Source organism: Streptomyces thioluteus (assembly GCF_039535865.1).
Genome location: NZ_BAAAXZ010000021.1, coordinates 17,854 through 36,467, shown reverse-complemented (window position 1 = coordinate 36,467; position 18,614 = coordinate 17,854). Strand labels below are relative to the sequence as shown.

Annotated in this window: 16 protein-coding genes and 4 pseudogenes; 8 read left to right on the top strand and 12 right to left on the bottom strand. The window is 74.6% G+C overall.

Annotated features, from left to right (window positions below):
- Positions 1–159: 159 nt before the first annotated feature.
- Together ABD794_RS02510 and ABD794_RS02505 are read right to left on the bottom strand one after the other, a co-directional pair.
- Complete coding sequence (locus tag ABD794_RS02510) at positions 160–558, bottom strand: hypothetical protein (protein ID WP_344960681.1); 399 nt, start codon at positions 556–558, stop codon at positions 160–162.
- The gene (locus ABD794_RS02505) at positions 555–1,409 is read right to left on the bottom strand and encodes an IS5 family transposase (RefSeq protein ID WP_344960680.1); all 855 of its coding nucleotides are present in this window, start codon (positions 1,407–1,409) and stop codon (positions 555–557) included. Before ABD794_RS02505 ends, ABD794_RS02510 begins: the two co-directional genes overlap by 4 nt.
- Before the next feature lie 608 nt (positions 1,410–2,017).
- Here ABD794_RS02505 and ABD794_RS02500 point away from each other — a divergent pair.
- Positions 2,018–2,596: a Uma2 family endonuclease gene (locus ABD794_RS02500; RefSeq protein WP_344960679.1), complete on the top strand. Its 579-nt coding sequence runs from the start codon at positions 2,018–2,020 to the stop codon at positions 2,594–2,596.
- Between the two features lie 71 nt (positions 2,597–2,667).
- Here the strand turns inward: ABD794_RS02500 and ABD794_RS02495 are convergent, their stop codons facing one another.
- A complete protein-coding gene (locus tag ABD794_RS02495) occupies positions 2,668–5,136 on the bottom strand; it encodes a helicase-associated domain-containing protein (protein ID WP_344960678.1) in 2,469 nt (822 codons plus the stop codon).
- 182 nt (positions 5,137–5,318) lie between these two features.
- Here ABD794_RS02495 and ABD794_RS02490 point away from each other — a divergent pair, with 182 nt between their 5' ends.
- On the top strand, positions 5,319–6,248 hold the full coding sequence (locus ABD794_RS02490) for a hypothetical protein (protein WP_344960677.1): 930 nt from the start codon (positions 5,319–5,321) through the stop codon (positions 6,246–6,248).
- Here the strand turns inward: ABD794_RS02490 and ABD794_RS02485 are convergent.
- Positions 6,245–6,838, bottom strand: coding sequence for a GNAT family N-acetyltransferase (locus ABD794_RS02485; protein WP_344960676.1), 594 nt, complete (start codon positions 6,836–6,838; stop codon positions 6,245–6,247). The two genes, ABD794_RS02490 and ABD794_RS02485, sit on opposite strands and share 4 nt — an antisense overlap.
- A gap of 13 nt (positions 6,839–6,851) precedes the next feature.
- The gene (locus ABD794_RS02480) at positions 6,852–8,063 is read right to left on the bottom strand and encodes an MFS transporter (protein WP_344960674.1); all 1,212 of its coding nucleotides are present in this window, start codon (positions 8,061–8,063) and stop codon (positions 6,852–6,854) included.
- A gap of 210 nt (positions 8,064–8,273) precedes the next feature.
- Between ABD794_RS02480 and ABD794_RS02475 the strand changes: the two genes are divergently transcribed.
- From ABD794_RS02475 to ABD794_RS02465, 4 genes and pseudogenes are all read left to right on the top strand, one after another.
- A complete protein-coding gene (locus ABD794_RS02475) occupies positions 8,274–8,762 on the top strand; it encodes a hypothetical protein (protein ID WP_344960672.1) in 489 nt (162 codons plus the stop codon).
- Positions 8,763–8,816: 54 nt separating this feature from the next.
- Positions 8,817–9,602 (top strand): annotated as a pseudogene (locus tag ABD794_RS19275) (carboxylate-amine ligase); the annotation flags it as partial.
- 19 nt (positions 9,603–9,621) lie between these two features.
- Positions 9,622–9,771, top strand: a pseudogene (locus ABD794_RS19270) (carboxylate--amine ligase); the annotation flags it as partial.
- A 266-nt stretch (positions 9,772–10,037) separates the two neighbouring features.
- Positions 10,038–10,759, top strand: a pseudogene (locus tag ABD794_RS02465) (LLM class flavin-dependent oxidoreductase).
- Here ABD794_RS02465 and ABD794_RS02460 read toward each other — a convergent pair.
- From ABD794_RS02460 to ABD794_RS02445, 4 genes and pseudogenes are all read right to left on the bottom strand, one after another.
- A complete protein-coding gene (locus ABD794_RS02460) occupies positions 10,741–11,898 on the bottom strand; it encodes a family 2 encapsulin nanocompartment cargo protein terpene cyclase (RefSeq protein WP_344960670.1) in 1,158 nt (385 codons plus the stop codon). The pseudogene ABD794_RS02465 and the gene ABD794_RS02460 sit on opposite strands and share 19 nt — an antisense overlap.
- 148 nt (positions 11,899–12,046) lie before the next feature.
- Positions 12,047–12,886: an ABC transporter ATP-binding protein gene (locus tag ABD794_RS02455; RefSeq protein WP_344960669.1), complete on the bottom strand. Its 840-nt coding sequence runs from the start codon at positions 12,884–12,886 to the stop codon at positions 12,047–12,049.
- A pseudogene (locus ABD794_RS02450) lies at positions 12,883–13,969 on the bottom strand (FecCD family ABC transporter permease). The gene ABD794_RS02455 and the pseudogene ABD794_RS02450 overlap by 4 nt, the downstream one beginning before the upstream one ends.
- Positions 13,966–14,982, bottom strand: a complete 1,017-nt coding sequence (locus tag ABD794_RS02445; RefSeq protein WP_344960668.1) for a FecCD family ABC transporter permease — start codon at positions 14,980–14,982, stop codon at positions 13,966–13,968. The pseudogene ABD794_RS02450 and the gene ABD794_RS02445 overlap by 4 nt, the downstream one beginning before the upstream one ends.
- Positions 14,983–15,234: 252 nt before the next feature.
- Between ABD794_RS02445 and ABD794_RS02440 the strand changes: the two genes are divergently transcribed.
- Positions 15,235–15,876, top strand: coding sequence for an HAD family hydrolase (locus ABD794_RS02440; protein WP_344960667.1), 642 nt, complete (start codon positions 15,235–15,237; stop codon positions 15,874–15,876).
- Positions 15,877–16,098: 222 nt separating this feature from the next.
- On the opposite strand, the gene ABD794_RS02435 is transcribed toward ABD794_RS02440, so the two are convergent.
- Positions 16,099–16,341 carry a hypothetical protein gene (locus tag ABD794_RS02435; RefSeq protein WP_344960665.1) on the bottom strand — a complete coding sequence of 81 codons (243 nt, stop codon included), beginning with the start codon at positions 16,339–16,341 and terminating at the stop codon, positions 16,099–16,101.
- Positions 16,342–16,633: 292 nt separating this feature from the next.
- Between ABD794_RS02435 and ABD794_RS02430 the strand changes: the two genes are divergently transcribed.
- Entirely contained in the window at positions 16,634–17,017 is a 384-nt protein-coding gene (locus ABD794_RS02430; RefSeq protein ID WP_344960663.1) for a cold-shock protein, read from the top strand.
- A 31-nt stretch (positions 17,018–17,048) separates the two neighbouring features.
- On the opposite strand, the gene ABD794_RS02425 is transcribed toward ABD794_RS02430, so the two are convergent.
- A complete protein-coding gene (locus ABD794_RS02425; RefSeq protein WP_344960661.1) occupies positions 17,049–17,903 on the bottom strand; it encodes a 1,4-dihydroxy-6-naphtoate synthase in 855 nt (284 codons plus the stop codon).
- A complete protein-coding gene (locus ABD794_RS02420) occupies positions 17,900–18,613 on the bottom strand; it encodes a futalosine hydrolase (RefSeq protein ID WP_344960659.1) in 714 nt (237 codons plus the stop codon). Before ABD794_RS02420 ends, ABD794_RS02425 begins: the two co-directional genes overlap by 4 nt.
- Position 18,614 lies beyond the last annotated feature (1 nt).

The following is an 18,614-nucleotide window of genomic DNA, read 5'->3' as shown; positions in this document are numbered from 1 at the left end:
GGCTGCCCACGACCTCGCCACTACCAGCGACACCGCCACACGATGGAGGGACGGTCTCCCGAAGACCGCCCCTGACCGCACCGCAGCCCGCTACACTCCAGCCGCCCAGCCAAATCCGCAGGTCAGACACCAAAATCCTGCTGGAGTACTAAGTGGACGTTAAGTCCGTTTCTGGTAGCGGCCTCGTTCGGGTTGGGTGAGGAAGCCTTGGCGGGTGAGGCGTCCGAGGCGGCTGCGGGTGATGTTGACGGACGCCTCGTGGGTGGGCATGCCGAGGAGTTCGTGCAGCTCACGGGCTCGGAATGCCTGGCCGGGGTGCTGGTTGAAGGCGTTCACGATGGCCTGGTAGGCGGTGCTGGTTTCGGGCGGGTCGGGTTCGGTTCCTGCCGGTGCGGCCTCCGAGATGACCTTCCGGGCGGTGTCCAGGTCCGCGAGTCGGGCCTCGGTCCCGGCCAGGGCGGCGGTCAAGTGCTCGATCTGGCCGTGTAGTTCACCGGCCCGGGCAGTGGCCTCGTCGTGCTGGGCCTGGAGGACGGCGAGGAGTTCGGTGACGTTCATGCGGCCAGCTTCAGGGTGTCGCGCCAGGTGGGACTCGGTGTGGTGAGGCGGCGGGTCATGTTCGCGGTGGAGGCCCAGTGGACGCGTGAGGCGGAGGTGTCGGGCCGGTGGTCGTATTCACGGGCGAGGCGCCGGTGCAGCAGCAGCGTGCCGTTCGTCTGCTCCACGACCCACCGCTTGGGCTGCGGGACGAATCCTTTGCCCTGGTCGCCGGGGTTGCGGCGGACGACCTCGACGGTGATGTCCAGCAGGGCGCCGTGGATGACGGCTTCGTCCTTGAAGCCCTGGTCCACCAGGGCTTTCTCCAGACGCATCCCGCATTTCTCGGCGGCCTGGTCGAGCAGGGCGGCGCCGGCGGCGTTGTCGTGCGCGGAGGCGGCCAGCACGACCACCCCGATGACCGGCCCCAACACGTCCACGGCAAGTCCCCGCTTGCGCCCGGACACCTTCTTGTTGGCGTCCAGTCCCGTCGTGGTCCTGGGGACACCCGCCGCGGCGCGGATGGACTGGGTGTCGAGGGTCACGAGGGACGGGTCCTCTAATCGGCGGGCCTTCTCCCGTACTTGGCAGCGCAGGAGTTCCTGGATCCGCTGGTCCAGCCCGTCTTCACGCCACAGACCGAAGTAGTAGAACACTGCCGACCAGGACGGCAGGCCGTGGGGCAGGAGGCGCCACTGGCAGCCCGTCCGGTTCTGATAGAAGATCGCGTTCACGACTTCCCGCAGGTCGCAGGACCCGGGATCCCCGGTCGCCGACCGCGCCACCCGGTCCTGCTTCCAGGACGTGATCATCGGCTCGATCAACGCCCACTGCTCGTCCGATAAGTCGCTGAGGTACGGCTCTCTCGTCACACCCGCATCTCAACATGGACATGCCCACCAGGTGGCCCGCGCAGCGATCAGTACCACGATCGAGCGATCACGAACCAAGGAAGATCGGACTTAACGCCCACTAAAGGCTCGGCGTCGCGGTGATCGCCTACGCTGCGAGCCGGTGCCACTGTTCCGAGTTGACGTCAACCCTGACGGCAACGACGGCACACAGAGGGTGTTGATCACGACGATCGGCGATCAGCGGGGAGGAAAGCGGAGCCCCCGCCCAACGGCCTGCCCGATCCTACGCATCAGAAGGTCGATGGCTTGGTCAGTGATCACCGTTCCTCACCCAAGGCAGACTCCCGTTCGCTCCGTGACGACGTCGGAGGTTTCCCTCAGCGGGCCTGCGGAACCACACTGACCAGGTAAACCGATCCACAGCTCGGACCTATCCCTTAGTGTGTGCATCACGCCTGATCGTATAGACGATCAGCGGTCCGTTCGCGCCTCACCCATTTCTTCCGGCCAAACGTCCAGGGTATCGCCGTGTCTCCCGGGCTGGCGGGTGAGACCGAGGAATCCGGGCCGGTGTCCGTGGCGGGTGGCACGCTGATGACGGCGGTTCTCGAGGCGGAGGTGGCGTGATGAGCGGTGCCCACGAGCCCCATTACGGGCCCTGGACGATGGAGGCGGTCCTGGCTCTGGGGGAGGACCATGGCCAGCGCCGTGAACTGGTGGGAGAAGCGCTTTTGCTGTCACCGGCCCCGGGAACCAAGCACCAGCGGGCGTCGTCCCGGCTGGGGAACCTGCTGGACGCGGCCGCCGAGGCGGCGGAGGCGCCGGTCGAGGTGCTGGGGGCCGTCAATGTGGTGCTGCCCGACGGGTTGTTCATCCCGGACATCGCTGTCGTGGACGCCGCCGCTGCCGCCGAGGACCCGGTGACCTGCGACGCCGAGGCCGTGCTGCTCGTCGTGGAGATCGTCTCGCCGTCCTCGTCCGGCCGCCGTACCGACCGCCTGCTCAAGCCGCCGTACTACGCGGAGGCGGGCATCGAGCATCTGTGGCGGCTGGAGCTGGAGCCCGTGCCCGCGCTGATCATCTCCCGTTTGCGGGAGGGCCGTTACGAGGAGCGGACCGTGGCCGAGGCCGGGCGCACGACGCTGGTCGAGGAGCCGTTCCCCGTCAAGATCGACCCGGGGGCTCTGGTGCGCCAGGGCCGCTGATCGGCCGGTCCATGGGGGCCGGCGCCGGGCCGCCGGGCACACGCGCGCGACCGGAGACCGGCCCCGCCTGATCACGCGTGCTCGTCGGCCAGTTCGGCCACGCCCGTGATGCGGTGCAGGGGGAACGTGCGCACCTCGTCCGCCGTGTGGTCGTAGGCCGTGACGAAGCCGCCCTCCACCCGCACCGGGGCGATCACGCGCTGGCTCGCGGCGCCGTCGGCGTTGACGAAGCCGATCCAGACGGCCGAGCCGGTGAGGACCGCCGCCTGCATGGTGGCGAGGGTCTCGGCGGAGGTGGTGCGGGGGAGGCCGCCGTCGGCGGGTGCCGAAGGGGTGCGCGGGCGGCGTTCGGCCGTCGCGGCGAGGTCGCCCGCGCGGATGGCGCGGACGGCCGCGCCCAGCAGGGTCCCGTCGGGGACGGGCGGGCCCTCCGGGACCGGCGCGGGCGCGGTGCGCGGCGGTGTGCGGTGGACGTCGGCGCGGGCGACGACCACGTCGCCCGCCGTGGACTCCGCCGCCGGTGCGTAGCCCATCGCCCGCAGCCCGTCGAGCAGCGCGTCCGGTGCGACCTGGGCGGCGAGCACGGTCGGCGCGAGGCGGCGGAGCCGCAGCGGGGCCGACCGGCGGTCCGCGAGGAGCTCGGCCAGCACGGCCTCGTCGTCGCAGCGCAGGTACGAGGACGCGGCGCCCACCCGCAGCCGGCCGTGGCGCCGGGCCACGTCCTCGATCAGGTACAGCAACGGCTGGGGCAGGGGGGTGCGGGAGTGGGCCGTGAGGAAGGCGGTGAGGTCGGATGCCGTCTGCCCGGCGTCCAGCGCCCGCCGCACGGACTCCGGCGTGAAGCGGTACACCGTCGCGCCGCCCTTGGACTCGACGTCCGCCAGGATCCCCAGCCGCTGGGCGAGCGGCCGGTGCAGCGGCCCCGGCGCGACGGCCGTCAGGTCGGCCTGGACGAGGACGTGGTCCAGCGGCTCCGGGAGGAGCGGCGCCAGGACGGCCGCCGGACCGGCGTCCTCCAGCAGCGCGCGGCCGTGCGCGGAGAGCGCGCCGCGGCCGGTGACGCCGAGGAGTTCGGCCTCCGTGAGGGTCCAGCGGGCGAGCCGGGCGCGCAGGTCGTCGCCGCCGCGCGGCGGGCGCTCCCACGCGAGGCGGGCCAGCAGCGCGTCGGCGGGGACCGCGCTCCCGGCCGGCAGCCCGGCCAGCAGGGCGAGAACGCGGCGGCGGACCTCCGGCGCCGGGGCCCGGTCGAGCTCCGGCCCGAGTGCCGAAAGGGTGCGCCCCCGCGCGTCCTTCGTACCGGCCAGCCCCGCCGTCCGGGTCGCGGCGAGCCAGGCCGAGGCCAGGCGCGTCCAGCGCTCCTCGGCGGGCAGGTCGAGCCACTCGTCGTACGCGGGCGTGGGCGCGTAGCGCTCGTCCACGTCCCCGTCGGAGGCCAACAGCCCTGCCGCGTGGGCGAGTTCGGCCCAGAACGCGGCCGTCGGCTCCGGTACGTCCAGCACCGTCGCCGCCCGCTTGAGGTCCCGCACGCTCAGCCCGCCCGCGCGCAGCACCAGCGGACCGGCCGTCTCCCAGTCCGCCAGCAGTTCCTCGACGGTGGCCAGCGCGGTGAACGCCTGCCCGGCGGCGGTCGCGTCCACCAGCCGCGCCGCGTGCCCGGTGACGGGCCCGAGCTCCGGCGGCAGCGGCTCGGGCGCGCGGTGCGCCCGCCCGGCGCGCAGGTGCAGCGCCGCCTCGCGCGGCAGGACGACGGAGCCCGGCCCGGTCGGCAGCAGCAGCCCCCGGTCGAGCAGCCAGCGCAGGTGCGGGGCGGGGCTGGCGGTCACGGTGCCGTACGGCGGCCCCCAGGCCAGCCGTTCGAGGACGGCCGCCGCCTCCTCCGGGGCGCCGGCCAGCAGCGCCCCCATCCGCGTACGGTCCTCGAACAGCCCGGTCAGGGCGGTGACAGCGGTCACCGGATCGTGTGTCGCGGGCAGCCCGGCCGCGGCGAGGAGCTCCTGGAGCCGGCCGGGCGACGTCCCGGCGGTCGCCTCCGCCACGGTCGGCCCGAGGCCGGTCGCCGAGGGCCGGGCCGGGGCCGGGGCGAGCAGCTCACGGGCGGTGCGGACGAGGCGGAGACGGTCGTCGGCGCCCCAGACGAGGGCCTGGGTGCGCAGCGTCGCGAGGGCGCGCGGGAGCTCGCGGGCGATCCGCGGGTCGTCCGGATCGTCGCCCGTCATCAGCCCCGCCAGCGTCCCGTACGGACACGGGTCCGGCGCCACCGCCAGCGCCTCGGCGGCCTGCAGCGCGAACCGGTCCAGCCGGTCCAGGGCCCGGACGACGGAGGCGCGCGTCGCGGCGCGGGTGGCGAGCTGGGTGAGGTCGCCGGGGACCGGGTTCAGCAGGTCGGGACGGGCCCGCAGGAGGCCGGAGAGGGCGTCGTCGGGGCGGGCGCGCAGCTCCTCGGCGAGAGTGCGCGGGGCCGCGCCGCCGGTGGCCCTGCCGGTCTCCTGCGACTCCCGCTGTGTCTCCCGCTGCGTCTCCCGCTCCCGCGAAGTGGTCATTCTGTTAACGGTACCGGGTGAGTGGTGCCCCGGCCGTGGCTCCGCCCGCCCGGCGGTTGCGCTCCGCCGTCCCGTCCGTTCTCACGGACGCCCCGGGGAGGGAGCCGGTACCGTCGGTCCGGACGGCGTCACCACGCCGGAACGTCGGAGGGCCGAGGGAACCGGGGAGCCTGGGGGACGCGGTGGGGATCGAGAGCGATCAGCTCGTCTACGACTACCTGAGCAGGGTGGGCGACATAGCGCAGCGCGAGTCCCTCACGTCCGGGGACCGGATGCGCCTGGTCTCCCGGCTGCGCACGGAGATCGAGCGGCGCCGGGCCACCGAGGGCGCCGAGACCCCGGCCGCGGTGCGCCGCATCCTCGACGGACTGGGCCCGCCGGAGCGGGCGGTGGCCGACGCGGGGACCTCGCCGGGGACGGGCCGCGTGCCCGAGCAGCGGCGCGGGCCGGAGACGGGCGGCGCCGTGCACTTCCCGGACGCGGGGGCGCCGCCGCACCTCGCCACGGAGGAGGAGCTGGGCCGCTCCCGCCCGGCGGCCGACGACTGGTGGAGCGTCGGGGGCGGCCCCGTCCTCCCCGCCGGCGAGCCGATCCACGGCTTCACGGGCGGGATCGAGATCCCGGACATGCTCAGGCCGCCGCAGCCGTCGGAGGAGGACGAGCGGCCCCCCACGGCCACGGCCTCCGCCGCCGAAGAGGCGCCCGCGGAGCAGTCCCCCCGACGGCGCTTCCCGCTCGCCCGCCGGGGGGCGGCGGCCCGGGTCCCCGCCGGGACGGTGCCGATGAGCCCGCTCCTCGTCCTCGTCGCGATCCTGCTGGTCATCGGCGCGATCATCGGCAACTGGCTGGTGCTGGTCGTCGGCTGGGCCCTCGCCTACATCACGCGCCGGCTCTCGCAGAACGAGTCGAAATGGGCGGTCATGGGCGTCCCCGGGCTGGCCGCCGCGGGCGGCGTCGCCTGGCTCTGGGGCCGGCTCGACCACCGCTGGGGCGACCCGATCCCGCAGGGCGGACTGGGCGCGGCGCTGGCGGACACGCTGCCGGTGGTCGTCCGGGTGGCGGCGCTGGCCTCGGCGGCGTACGTCCTGTGGCGGGCGCGCCGGCCTGGCTAGGCCGCCTTCCTGCACAGGCACCAGGTGCGCGGCCCGCCGTCCGGCAGTGCCACCTCGGCGGTGACGGCGAAGCCGAGCCGCTCGTAGAACCGCACGTTCCGCTCGGTGGACGTCTCCAGGAACGCCGGGTAGCCGGCCCGCGCCGCCGCCTCCAGCCCCGGCTCCAGCACGGCCCGTCCGAGCCCCTGACCCTGCCGCCCCGGATCCACCCCGACCGTCGCCAGGAACCACACCGGCTCCGTCGGCCGGTACGGCTCCAGCGCCCGCTCGGCGGCCTCGAACGCGGCGGCGCGGTCCCCCGCGATCTCCCCCACGAGCGGCCCGAGTTCGCCGACGGCCGCGCCCGGGTCGCCGTCGGGCGTCGTCCACGCGGCCACCGCGCCCCGCCCCTCGTCGGCGACCCAGACCCGGCCGAACGGCATCGCGACCCGGGCGAGGTACAACTCCTGGAAGCGCGCCAGCCGTTCCTCGTGGCCGTCGGCGGCGACGATGTGCCGGGTGAACGGATACCCGGCGAAGGCCCGGGTCAGCGTACGGACGGCGGCGGGGAGGTCGGCGGGGGCGGCGGGGCGTATCGGAGACGTCGGCATGCGAGGTCAACGATCAAGCGGGGGCGGCAGGTTCCCCCTGCCGAGGGGTGGTTGGGGTGGCCCGGCGGGGACGTCCGGCCCCGGGTGCGGCCGTCACGGCCAGGACCGTGAGAGCGGCGACGCACCCGCCCGCCGTCATGACCGCGGCCGGGGACGTCCGGTCCAGGACCGCGCCGCCCGCGAGCGCGCCGGCCGAGAACGTCGCCTGGAAGGACGACGTGAACAGGACCGACGCTGCTTCCGGGGCGTGCGGCAGCGCCCTGGTGAACCAGGTCTGCGAGGCCACCGGTACGGCTCCGTAGGCGACGCCCCAGACGATCAGCAGGGCCAGGGCGCCCGCCGTCGAGCGGCCCAGCGCGGGGAGCAGCAGGGACGCCGCCGCGATCAGGCCGGCGGCGAGGCCGAGGACGAGTCGTGGGCGGCGGTGAACCCGGGCTCCGGCCAGGAAGTTGCCGAGGATGCCGGCCGCGCCGTAGAGAAGCAGGCATACGGTGATCACGGCGTCGTCGGCGTGCGTCACCTGCTCCAGGAACGGGGTCACATAGGTATAGGTGCCGAAGTGGGCGAGCACCACGAGGAAGGTGAGCAGCAGCGCCAGGTGGACCGGGCGGCGGCCCAACGCGCCTTTGAGCACCGTCGGTCGGGTGGCCTGGACGGGCGGCAGCGGCGGTACGGTCAGCAGCAGCATGACCAGGACGGCCGCCGTCAGGGCTCCCATGGCGGCGAACGCCGTACGCCAGCCCGCGAGGTCCCCGACGAAGGTCCCGGCGGGGACGCCGAGGACGGAGCCCAGCGGAACGGCCGAGAAGATCACGGCGGTTGCCCGGCCGGCCGAGGACGGGCCGACGAGCCGTTCCGCCAGCCCGGACCCGACCGACCAGAAGCCGCCGATCGTGATGCCGACCAGGGCCCGGGAGACCAGGATCAGCCGGAAGTCCGTCGCCGCCGCGGCGAGGAGGCAGGCCACGGTCAGGGTGAGCAGCAGGGCGGCCAGCACCGGCCGGCGGTCGGTCCGGGCGGTGGCCGCGGTGACGAGCGGTGCGGATGCGGCGGCGAGGAAGCCGGGCAGGGTCATCATCAGCCCGGCCGTACCGTCGGACACGGTGAAGTCGGCCCCGATCGACGTCAGCAGGCCGATCGGCAGGATCTCGGTCGTGACGACGGCGAAGAGGCCGAGTGTCAGCGAGACCACGGCCGGCCAGCCGGGGGTGGCGGTGGTGGGCATGGGGTTCCGTCCTGCCGAGGGGGTGGGGTGAGGGCCACCAGTCCAGCAGGGTGGCGTCGAGGGGTCCGGCAGGTTTGCGACGGCGACCCCGCCCGACGGCGTCGGGGCGGCCTGCGGGCGCCGGGCGGCCGGGAGGGCCCCGTAGAGCCGTCCTCGAGTGCCCATTAGGCTCCCCCCGTCCGAACACATGGACTCACAGGGGGTATCCACATGCTGCGCACCGCCGTCACGGCGACAGCCGCCGTCGCGATCCTCGCCGTGTCGGCGCCGCTCGGGCAGGCGGCGCCGGCCGGGCCCGTCGACGCCGCCGACCGGACCTCCACGGTGCGGGAGTTCACCGTCGCGAGCGGGACCCGGTGGGCCGTCTGCACGGCCAGGGCCGAGGCCCCGCGCTGGTCGCGGAGCGCGGGGAGCGTCGTCTACACGACGCGCGTGACGTGCCGGGGGAACATCAATCGCGTGCGGGTGCGCGTCGTCGGGCGGCTCGTCCGCTCCGGCTCCGGCACCGTCGCGACCTCCGACGAGTTCAAGGTGATCACCACCAATGGCGGGACGGCGACGTACGACACCCCGAGGGGCGGCGCGAAGGTGCGCCGGCCGGGCACGTTCCGGGGGGCCTCGACCGTACAGATCACCGCGCCGGTGCGCGGGACCAGGGGGACGACGAGCAGCAAGGCGCAGTACGTCCGGGTGCCGTGATCCGGGTGCCGTGAACGGAACGGAGCCCCGCCGGGCCGGTTTTCGGGCTACAGAATGCCGACCCCTCCGCTTACGATCGCGTACGCACCGTCGTCGCCGAATCGTTTTCCTGGCCGGGAGGGGCGTCGCGCCGTGTCGTTGACGGAATCGGGCAAGGGGCAGGGCGCGAGCGGGACCGTGCCGACCTTCGGCGTCGAGGAGGAGTTCTTCCTCGCCGACAGCGAGACGCGGGCCACGGTCGCGCGGGCGCCGGACGTCATCAAGTACGCCCAGGAGCGGCTCGGTGACCGGGTCGGGCCGGAGCTCTTCACCACCACGGTGGAGACGCGCACGTGTCCCGTCGGCACGCTCGACGAGATGCGGCGGGAACTGCGGCGACTGCGCCGGGGGGTGGGGGAGGCGGCGGACGAGGCCGGCTGCCGCGTCGTCGCGTCGGGCACGCCGGTCGTCCCCTTCCGCGGGCACCGCGAGATCGTCGAGGAGCCGCGCTACCGCGAACTGGCCGACCGCTACGGTCCGTTCATCTCCGACGACCGCCTCACCGGCGCCTGCGCGTGCCACGTGCACGTCGCGGTGCCCGGCCGCGAGGAGGCCGTCCGGCTCTGCGACCACCTGCGGCCCTGGCTGCCGGTGCTCCAGGCGGTCGCCGCCAACTCGCCCTTCCAGGAAGGCCGGGACAGCGGCTTCGCGAGCTGGCGGGCGCTCCACTTCGGCCGGTGGCCGCACGTCGGCCCGACGCCGCTGTTCCGGGACGCGGCGGCGTACGACGCGCTCGTGGGCACCCTCATCGACTCCGGCATGCTGCAGGACCGCAAGCACGTCTACTGGTACGCCCGCCCCTCCGAGAAACTGGCCGACCCTGGAGATCAGGGTCCCCGACGTCAACGCCGACCCGGACGTCGTCCTGCTCGTCGCGTCCCTGACCCGCGCGCTGGTCGGCGTCCTCCTGTCCGACGTCCGCCGGGACGTCCCGCCGCCCGACACCGCCGACCCCGTCCTGCGCGCCGCGCACTGGCGGGCGGCCCGCGACGGCCTGAGGGGCTCGGGCCTCGACCCGCTCACCGGCCGCCTCCACCCCCGCCCCCGAGCTGGTCGACCGGCTCATCGCACGCGCGACCCCGGCCCTGGAGGAGGCGGGGGAACTGCCCTTCGTCCGGAGCGCGTGGCACCACCTTCGCGCGAGCGGCGGGGGAGCGGAGCTGCAACGGGCGGCGTACGCGCGCCGGGGCGACCTGCGGGACGTCGTCGATCTGCTGACCGTCCGGACGTGACGCCGTGCGCTTCTCCGTCAACATCCCCAACTTCGGGGACTTCGCCGACGCGCGAACCGTCGCCTCGCTCGCCCGCACCGCCGAATGGGCGGGCTGGGACGGGCTGTTCGTCCGGGACCACGTCGTCCACGACAAGCGCCCCCGCCCCTTCGGCGATCCCTGGATCCTGCTCGCCGCCGCCGCGCCGGCGACCTCGCGGATCCGGCTGGGCACCCTCGTCACGCCCGTGCCCCGGCGGCGGCCGGAGCAGCTCGCGCGGCAGGTGGCCACGCCGGGCGGCACTACCGTGCCGATGACGTGACCCTGTTGCCGACGCCGGTGCAGCGGCCCCGCCCGCCCGTCTGGATCGCCGGCTACTGGCCCCACCGCCGGCCGATGCGGCGCGCCGCCCGCTGGGACGGGGCGGTTCCGCTGTTCGCCTCGGCGAAGCACGGGTACGCCCCGGACGCGGGCGAGGTCCGCGACGTCGTCGCCCACATCCGCGGGCATCGGGCGGCCGCGTCCGACCGGCCCTTCGACGTCGTCGTCGGCGGCGTCAGCCCCGCCGGGCCGGGCGCCGCGCGGGACCTGCTCGGACCGCTGGCGGACGCGGGTGCCACCTGGTGGGACGAGCGGCGGCCCATCGACCGCGACGGGCTGGACCGCTTCGCCGCCGTGCTGCGGCGCGTGGAGGCCGGGCCGCCGCGGCTCGGCTGGAGGAGGGGCTGCTACGGGGACGTCGCGTAACGCGTCCCGACGTTCCCGGCGTGCCATTCGTGGTTCCCGGCCAGCCAGTTGGACAGCCCGGCCATGAAGCGGGCCATGAGCGGGCCGCCCGTGGCGGAGAGCTCGGCGGCCTGCTGCTCGAAGCTGTGCACCAGGTCGTTGTGGACCTCGATCGCCTTCTGGAAGGCGTCGTCGATGGAGCACTCCTCCTCGGCGGCGATCGCCGTCGGCAGGCTGTAGTGGAAGCGCCCGCTCGCCTGCTCCTTGCGCAGCGAGTAGAGGTCGTTGCAGATGGTCGAGGCGTTCGAGGACAGGGCGACGGCGCGCTGGACGGCGGGCTCCGCGAAGAGGGCGGCCGGCAGCTCGTAACCGCCGACGGCGTCGGTGATGGTGAGGCAGGGGCGGAAGTTGTTGAACTGCCGCTGCACGAGGTACTCCCACACCGCCGGGGTGCGGTTCTGGTCGATGCAGTCGCCCTCCGCGTTGTAGCCGAGGTAGAGGTTGGCGATGTCGTGCCGGAAGCGGTGCGACTGCGCCGGGGTCGCCAGGGCGTCGAAGTACTCCATGGCCGAGCGCATCGAGCGCAGGGCCGGGTGGGAAGCGAGCCCGGCACGCCAATCCGCCTCGTAGCGCTGCGTGTTGTGGGCGGGGTCGATCGCGGACTGGGCCACGGCCAGTGCCGCGCCGCGCCGGTTGGCGGTGCCGCCGTACTGCACCTCGCAGAAGTAGTCGTCCACGGCGTTCTCGCCGGCCAGGAGGCGGGCGGCCGCCATGAGGTGGTCGATGTCCGGCGCGTCCGGGTGGCACAGGACCACCGACCGGCCCGCGTCGAAGGCGACGAGGTCGTCCCGCAGATCGGTGTCCGGGTAGAGGTCCACCTCCTTCTCGGCCCACTCGACGAGCCGGGCGTTGACCTCGTCCGCCAGCGCGCGGTCGTCCCGTACGGCAGGGGGGCAGTAGAGGCCCTCGATGCGCTGCGACGACGATTGCGGTGCCGGTTCCGCGGCGGGGGCCGCCTCCGGTGGTTGCGGGGCCGGTGGTTCGGGGACCGGTCCGAGGCGCAGGGAGCTCGTCCCCAGCCCGGTGGGGCCGGAGGGCAGCCGGGGAGGAGCGAGGAGGGGCGTGAGCGGGTCTGTCGTGCCGGGGGTTGGTGCCTTCATGAGACTCCGTCCGCGGTGCTTGGCCTGGATCTGCTCTCGATCTGCTCTCACCGAAGGGGTAGCACGGCCCCGTGAGGCGTCACAAGGTCGCGTTCGTCCCTTGTGGCCTGGTGGGAACCGGTGTTCGGGGGTGCGTCCGGCCGGAGGTTCAGGCGCCGCGCCCCGGCGCCGGCACCGTGCTCCGCCGCGCCGTACCGGCCCCGGCCGGCGCCCCGGGCACGACCAGCGGGCCGCCCGTCACCGGATCCGGGACCACGACCGCCTCCAGGCCGAACACCTCGCGCACCAGCTCCGCCGTCACCACGTCCTCCGGGCGGCCCCGCGCGACCACGCGGCCGGCCTTCATCGCGACGAGGTGATGGGCGTACCGGGCCGCCTGGTTGAGGTCGTGGAGGACGGCCACCACCGTGCGGCCGCGTTCGGCGTTGAGGCGGCCCACCAGGTCGAGGACCTCGACCTGGTGGGCGATGTCCAGGTACGTGGTGGGCTCGTCGAGGAGGAGCAGGTCCGTGTCCTGGGCGAGGGCCATGGCGATCCAGACGCGCTGCCGCTGGCCGCCGGAGAGTTCGTCCACCGGGCGGTCGGCCAGCGCCGTCACGTCCGTACGGGCCATCGCGTCCGCCACCGCCCGCTCGTCGGCCTCGGACCACTGCTGCCACCAGCGCTGGTGCGGCTGGCGGCCGCGGGCGACCAGGTCGGCGACGGTGATCGCCTCGGGGGCGACGGGGGTCTGCGGCAGCAGGCCCAGCCGGGTGGCCAGTTGCCGGGTGGGGATGCGGCTCAGCTCCTCGCCGTCGAGGAGGACGGAGCCGTTCGCCGGGCGCAGCAGCCGGCCCAGCGCGCGGAGCAGGGTGGACTTCCCGCACGCGTTGGGGCCGACGACGACGGTCACCTCGCCGTCGGGGATGTCGAGGTCGAGGCCCTCGACGACGGTGCGGTTCTCGTAGGCGAGGGTCAGGTCCTGTGCGCGCAGCCTGCTGTCGGTCATGCGGTGCCGCCTCCCGGACGGCCGTGGGCGCCGCGGCCCTTGACGATGAGCCGGATCAGATACGGCGCGCCGACGGCGGCCGTGAGGACGCCCACCGGGAGTTCGGTGGGCGCGAAGAGCCTGCGGGCCAGCAGGTCCGCGAGGACGACGATCAGCGCGCCGGTCAGGGCCGAACAGACCAGCGGGGTCTGCGCGGTGCGCGCGGTGCGGCGGGCGATCTGCGGGGCGAGCAGGGCGACGAAGTCCACCGGGCCGGCCGCGCCGGTGGCGACGGAGGCGAGGACGACGCCGAGCAGGACGAGCCCGCCGCGCACCCGGTTTCAGCCGGATGCCCAGGGCGGTCGCGGTGTCGTCGTCCAGGGCGACCGTGCGCTGGGCCCGCGCGGCCCAGCACAGGGGGACGGCGAGCAGCGCCAGCGCCCAGGCGACGGGCGCGGCCCGGTCCCAGCCGGCGTCGTTGAGGGAACCGGTCAGCCACACCTTGGCCTGCTGGGCGACCAGGTAGTCGCCGCTGGTGAGGAAGAGCTGGATGATCGCGCGCAGGGCGACGGCGAAGCCGATGCCGATGAGGACGAAGCGGCCCGCGTGCAGCCCGCCGCGCCAGGCGAAGACGTACACCAGGGCGGCGGCGAGCAGGCCGCCCGCCATCGAGACGTACGGCAGCGCGGTGTACGAGGTGACGCCGAAGGTCATCGCGCCGACGGTCAGCGCGCCCGCGCCCTGCGAGACGCCGATGATGTCGGGGCTGGCGAGCGGGTTGCGGGCGACGGTCTGGATCAGCCCGCCGGCGATACCGAAGGCGGCGCCGACCAGGATGCCGACCGTCATGCGCGGCAGCCGGAACGTGCCGACGGTCAGTTCCTGCGCCGACGGCCGCCCCAGCAGCACGTCCAGCACCTCGCCGGGCGCGACGAACTCCTCGCCCACGCACAGGTAGGCCAGACAGACGGCGGCCAGGGCCAGGGCCAGGCACAGGGCGGTGACGGTGGCCCGGCGGTGGAGGAGGAAGGAGCCGCGGGCGGTACGGAGCAGGGCGTAGCCCGTGGGCAGGGTGGGGGTGCCGGGGGTGCTGGGGGCGCTCATGCGGCCACCGTCCGGCGGCGGGCGAGGGTGACGAGGAACGGGAGGCCGATGAGGGCGGTGGTGACACCGGCCGGGACCTCGCTGTCGGCGTAGACCACTCTTCCGACGACGTCGGACAGCAGCAGGACGACCGGGCCGAGCAGCGCCGCCATCGGCAGCAGCCGGCGGTGGTCGCCGCCGACCAGGGCGCGGGCGATGTGCGGCACGGCCAGGCCGACGAAGGCGATGGGCCCGGCGGCGGCCACGCCGACGCCGGTCAGCACGGTGGCGCCGGTGCCGGCCGCGATCCGGACGGCCGCGACGTTGCGGCCCAGGCCGCGGGCCGCGTCCTCGCCGAGCGCGAGCGCGTCCAGCCCGCGGGCCGAGCCGAGGACGAGGAGCGTGCCGACTAGCAGGAACGGCCACATCTGCCAGGCGATGTCCGCGTCCCGCCCGGCGAGCGAACCGATCTGCCAGAACCGGAACTCGTCCAGGGCCGACGCCCGGGTGGTGAGGATGCCCGAGATCACCGAGACCAGCAGGGCGTTGATCGCGGCGCCGGAGAGCGCGAGCTTGATGGGCGAGGCGCCGCCGCGCCCGCGGGCGGCGATCGCGTGGACCGCGACGGAGGCGAGGGCGGCCCCCGCGAAGGCGAACCACACCTGCCCGGTGAGCGTGTGCACCCCCGCCGCGGCGATGGCCAGGACCACGCCCAGCGACGCGCCCTGGCTGATGCCGAGGATGCCGGGGTCGGCGATGGGGTTGCGGGTGACGCCCTGCAGGACCACTCCCGCCATGGCGAGGGCGGCGCCGGTCATCAGGCCGATCAGGGTGCGGGGCAGACGCAGCGAGCGGACGATGCCGGCGGTGGCGTCGTCGCCGCCGTGCAGCAGGGCGTCCAGGACGCGGTCCGGGGCGATGGCGCGGTTGCCGACCGCGAGGCTCAGCAGCACGGCTGCCAGCAGCGCGACGACGGCCGCGGCGGTCCAGCCGAGGCGGCGGGCGGGGCGGACGGTGGCTGACAGGGCTTCCACTTCGCTGACCGGTGCTCTCTCGACGGATCGGATCGGATCGACGGATCGGATCGGCGGACCGGCCGGTCGGGGCGGCGGTCCGGACGAAACTCGGCCACTCTGACCGAAAGGCCCGAGTTAGGCGAGGCTAAGTCTACGGGTGGGGGTGGGTGGCGGTACCGGGGCGGGGGCAATCAACCCGGCGCCGGGCAGAGGCACCCGCCCGCCGGGCCCGGCCAACGGGCGTGCGGGCCCGGGCCGAGAATGGACCGCATGACCACACCGCTCCGCACCGCAGCCCCCTTCACCGTCGGGTTCGACCTGGACATGACCCTGATCGACTCCCGGCCGGGGATCCGCGCGGCGTACGAGGCCCTCGCCGCCGAGACCGGCGTGGCCATCGACGCCGACCTCGCCGTCAGCCGGCTCGGCCCGCCGCTCGTCCACGAACTGCGGGAGTGGTTCCCGGAGGAGGACGTGGCGCGGATGGCGACCCGTTACCGCGAGCTGTATCCGGTGCTCGCCATCGCGCCCACCGTCCCGATGCCGGGCGCCCGCGAGGCGCTGGCCGCGGTGCGCGCGCTCGGCGGCCGGTCGGTCGTCGTCACCGCCAAGCACGGCGGCAACGCCCGGCTGCACCTGGAGCACCTGGGCCTGGAGCCCGACGCGCTGATCGGCGACCTGTGGGCCGAGCAGAAGGCGGTGGCCCTGCGCGCCGAGGGTGCCGGGGTCTACGTCGGCGACCACACCGGGGACGTGCGCGGAGCGCGCACCGCGGGCGCGCTCTCCGTGGCCGTGCCGACCGGCCCGTGCCCGGCGGAGGAGCTGCGGGCCGCCGGCGCGGACGTGGTGCTGGACGGGCTGGCCGCCTTCCCCGCCTGGCTGGAGGAGCACCGGGCGGGCCTCGCCGCCTAGGCCGGGCCTAGGGCGTGTCCGATGGGTCGGCACGGGTCCTGCGACTCCCCCAGCTACCGCTGGGAGGTACCCCCAGGCACGGCGCCTCGCCGCGTTGTCGCATCACCCGAGTACGCCCAGTACGCGGGTGATGCTCCGCCTTGCGATGCTCCCCCAGCTACCGCTGGGAGGTGCCCCCAGCACCAGACGCCGCAGGACCCGTGCCGACCCATCGGACACGCCCTAGCCGGCCGCGGCCTCCCGGGCCGCGCGGCGCTGCGCCGCGACGGCCCGCAGCACTCCGGCGGCGGCGACGACGAAGCCCACGCCCATCAGCATGGAGACGAAGTAGGCAGCCGTCGGCAGTGGGTCCGCGCCGAGGAACAGAGGGGCGACCGTGGCCATTGTGGCCACGGCGCCCACCAGGAAGACGATTGCGCCTGTGCGCACCAGCAGATCCCCGGGCCGGGACGTTTCGTTGCTCACCCGAGCAGGGTAGTGGGCAGGGAGCCGGGTTCGCCCCCGGGTCCGTACACAGGGCTGTGACCAGGAACGGCGCACGCGCACACCGCTTCGGACGCGGGGCATGGGCATGTCGGACCCCTGCCGGACGCGCAGAGGTACGACCCGAGGACGTCTTGTCACCGGGCCCGGGACCATTAGCCTTGGGGGTAGCGGGTCTTGCGACCCGCTGTAGTGCTATCCAGAGCTGTTTTTACTTGCTGACAGTTTTTTCGACAGTTTCCGATTTCCGACGAGTACGAGGACGAGGACAGACGTGCCTACCGGCAAGGTCAAGTGGTTCAACAGCGAGAAGGGCTTCGGCTTTCTCTCCCGCGACGACGGCGGCGACGTCTTCGTGCACTCCTCGGTGCTCCCGGACGGGGTGGACGCTCTCAAGCCCGGCCAGCGCGTGGAGTTCGGCGTGGTGGCCGGCCAGCGCGGTGACCAGGCGCTCAGCGTGACCGTCCTGGATCCGACGCCCTCGGTCGCCGCCGCCCAGCGCCGCAAGCCCGACGAACTGGCCTCCATCGTCCAGGACCTGACGACGCTGCTGGAGAACGTCACCCAGCAGCTGGAGCGCGGCCGCTACCCCGACAAGGCCCACGGCGGAAAGATCGCCAACATGCTGCGCGCCGTCGCCGACCAGCTGGACGTGTGATCACTCGGGGAAACCGAGCTCAAGGGAAAGCTCAGGGAAAGCTGAGCGCCTCCGGGCCGAGGGGCGGTACGAGCCCCTCGGCCGCGGCCCGCGTGAGCAGCCCGCGCACCGCCGCGTAGCCGTCCTCGCCGAGGTCGGCGGTGAACTCGTTGACGTAGAGCCCGATGTGCTGGTCGACCACCGCCGGGTCCATCTCCTGCGCGTGCGCGAGGACGTACGGCCGCGACTCCTCCGGGTCGTCCCACCCCATGCGGACCGAGGTGCGGGCCGCGTCCGCGAGCCGGCGGAGCATGTCCTCGCCCAGGGACCGCTTGGCGATGATCGCGCCCAGCGGTATCGGCAGGCCGGTGGTGTTCTCCCAGTGCTCGCCCATGTCCGCGAGGCAGGTCAGCCCGAGGTTCCGGTACGTGAACCGGGCCTCGTGGATGACCAGGCCCGCGTCCACCTTGCCGTCCCGCACGGCCGGCATGATCTCGTGGAACGGCAGGACGACGACCTCGCCGACGCCGCCCGGCACCTCCGCCGCAGCCCACAGCCGGAACAGCAGATAGGCCGTCGAGCGCTCGCTGGGCACCGCGACCGTCTTCCCGGACAGGGCTTCCGGGCCGCCCAGCTCCTCCCTCGTCAGCACCAGCGGACCGCAGCCGCGGCCCAGGGCACCGCCGCAGGGCAGCAGCGCGTACTCGTCCAGCACCCACGGCAGCACCGCGTACGACACCTTGAGCACGTCGTACTCGCCGCGCTCGGCCATGCCGTTGGTGACGTCGATGTCCGCGAACGTCACGTCCAGGGCGGGCGCGCCGGGGACGCGGCCGTGGGCCCAGGCGTCGAAGACGAAGGTGTCGTTGGGGCAGGGGGAGTAGGCGATACGGACGGTGTCGTTCACGGCGGTCCTTCCGGAAGTCCTGGGGAGGCGAGGGCCGCGGGGAGCGCGTGGAAGGCGGCCGTCAGCGCGGCCAGCGCGTCCCCGATGCGCCAGGCGGCCCGGTCGCGCGGCCCGACGGGGTTGGAGACGGTGCGCAGCTCCAGCACCCGCGTGCCGTGCGCGGCGGCGGCCTCGGCCACGCCGAAGCCCTCCATCGCCTCGGCCAGCGCGCGGGGGTGGCGCCGCGTCAGCTCCGCGGCGCGCGCGGCGGAGCCGGTCACCGTGGAGACGGTCAGCACGTCCCCGGACAGCGCGCCGGTGGCCGCGGCGACGGCCCGGACGAGGCCGGCGTCCGGCCGGTGCGCGTCGCGGCCGAAGCCCAGTTCCGTGACGGTCAGGAAGCCCTCGGGCGCCTCGGCCCCCAGGTCGGCGGCGACGATGCGCTCGGCGACCACCAGGGCGCCCAGCGGCGCCCCGGGCGCGACGCCCCCGCCGATGCCCGCCGAGACGGCCAGGCCGTACGGGTCGCCCGCGAGCGCGGCCGCCGTCAGGGCCGTGGCCGTGCCGGCCGCGGCCGCCGCCGGGCCCACGCCGGCGGCCAGCACGTCGTACCCGGCCGTGCGGTGCAGCACCGCGCCGCCCGGCAGCGCGACCTCCTCCGGCGCGCGGGGGAACGCGGCCGTCACCGCATCGCGCTCGGCGGCGACGGCGGTGACGACGAGGACCCGCACC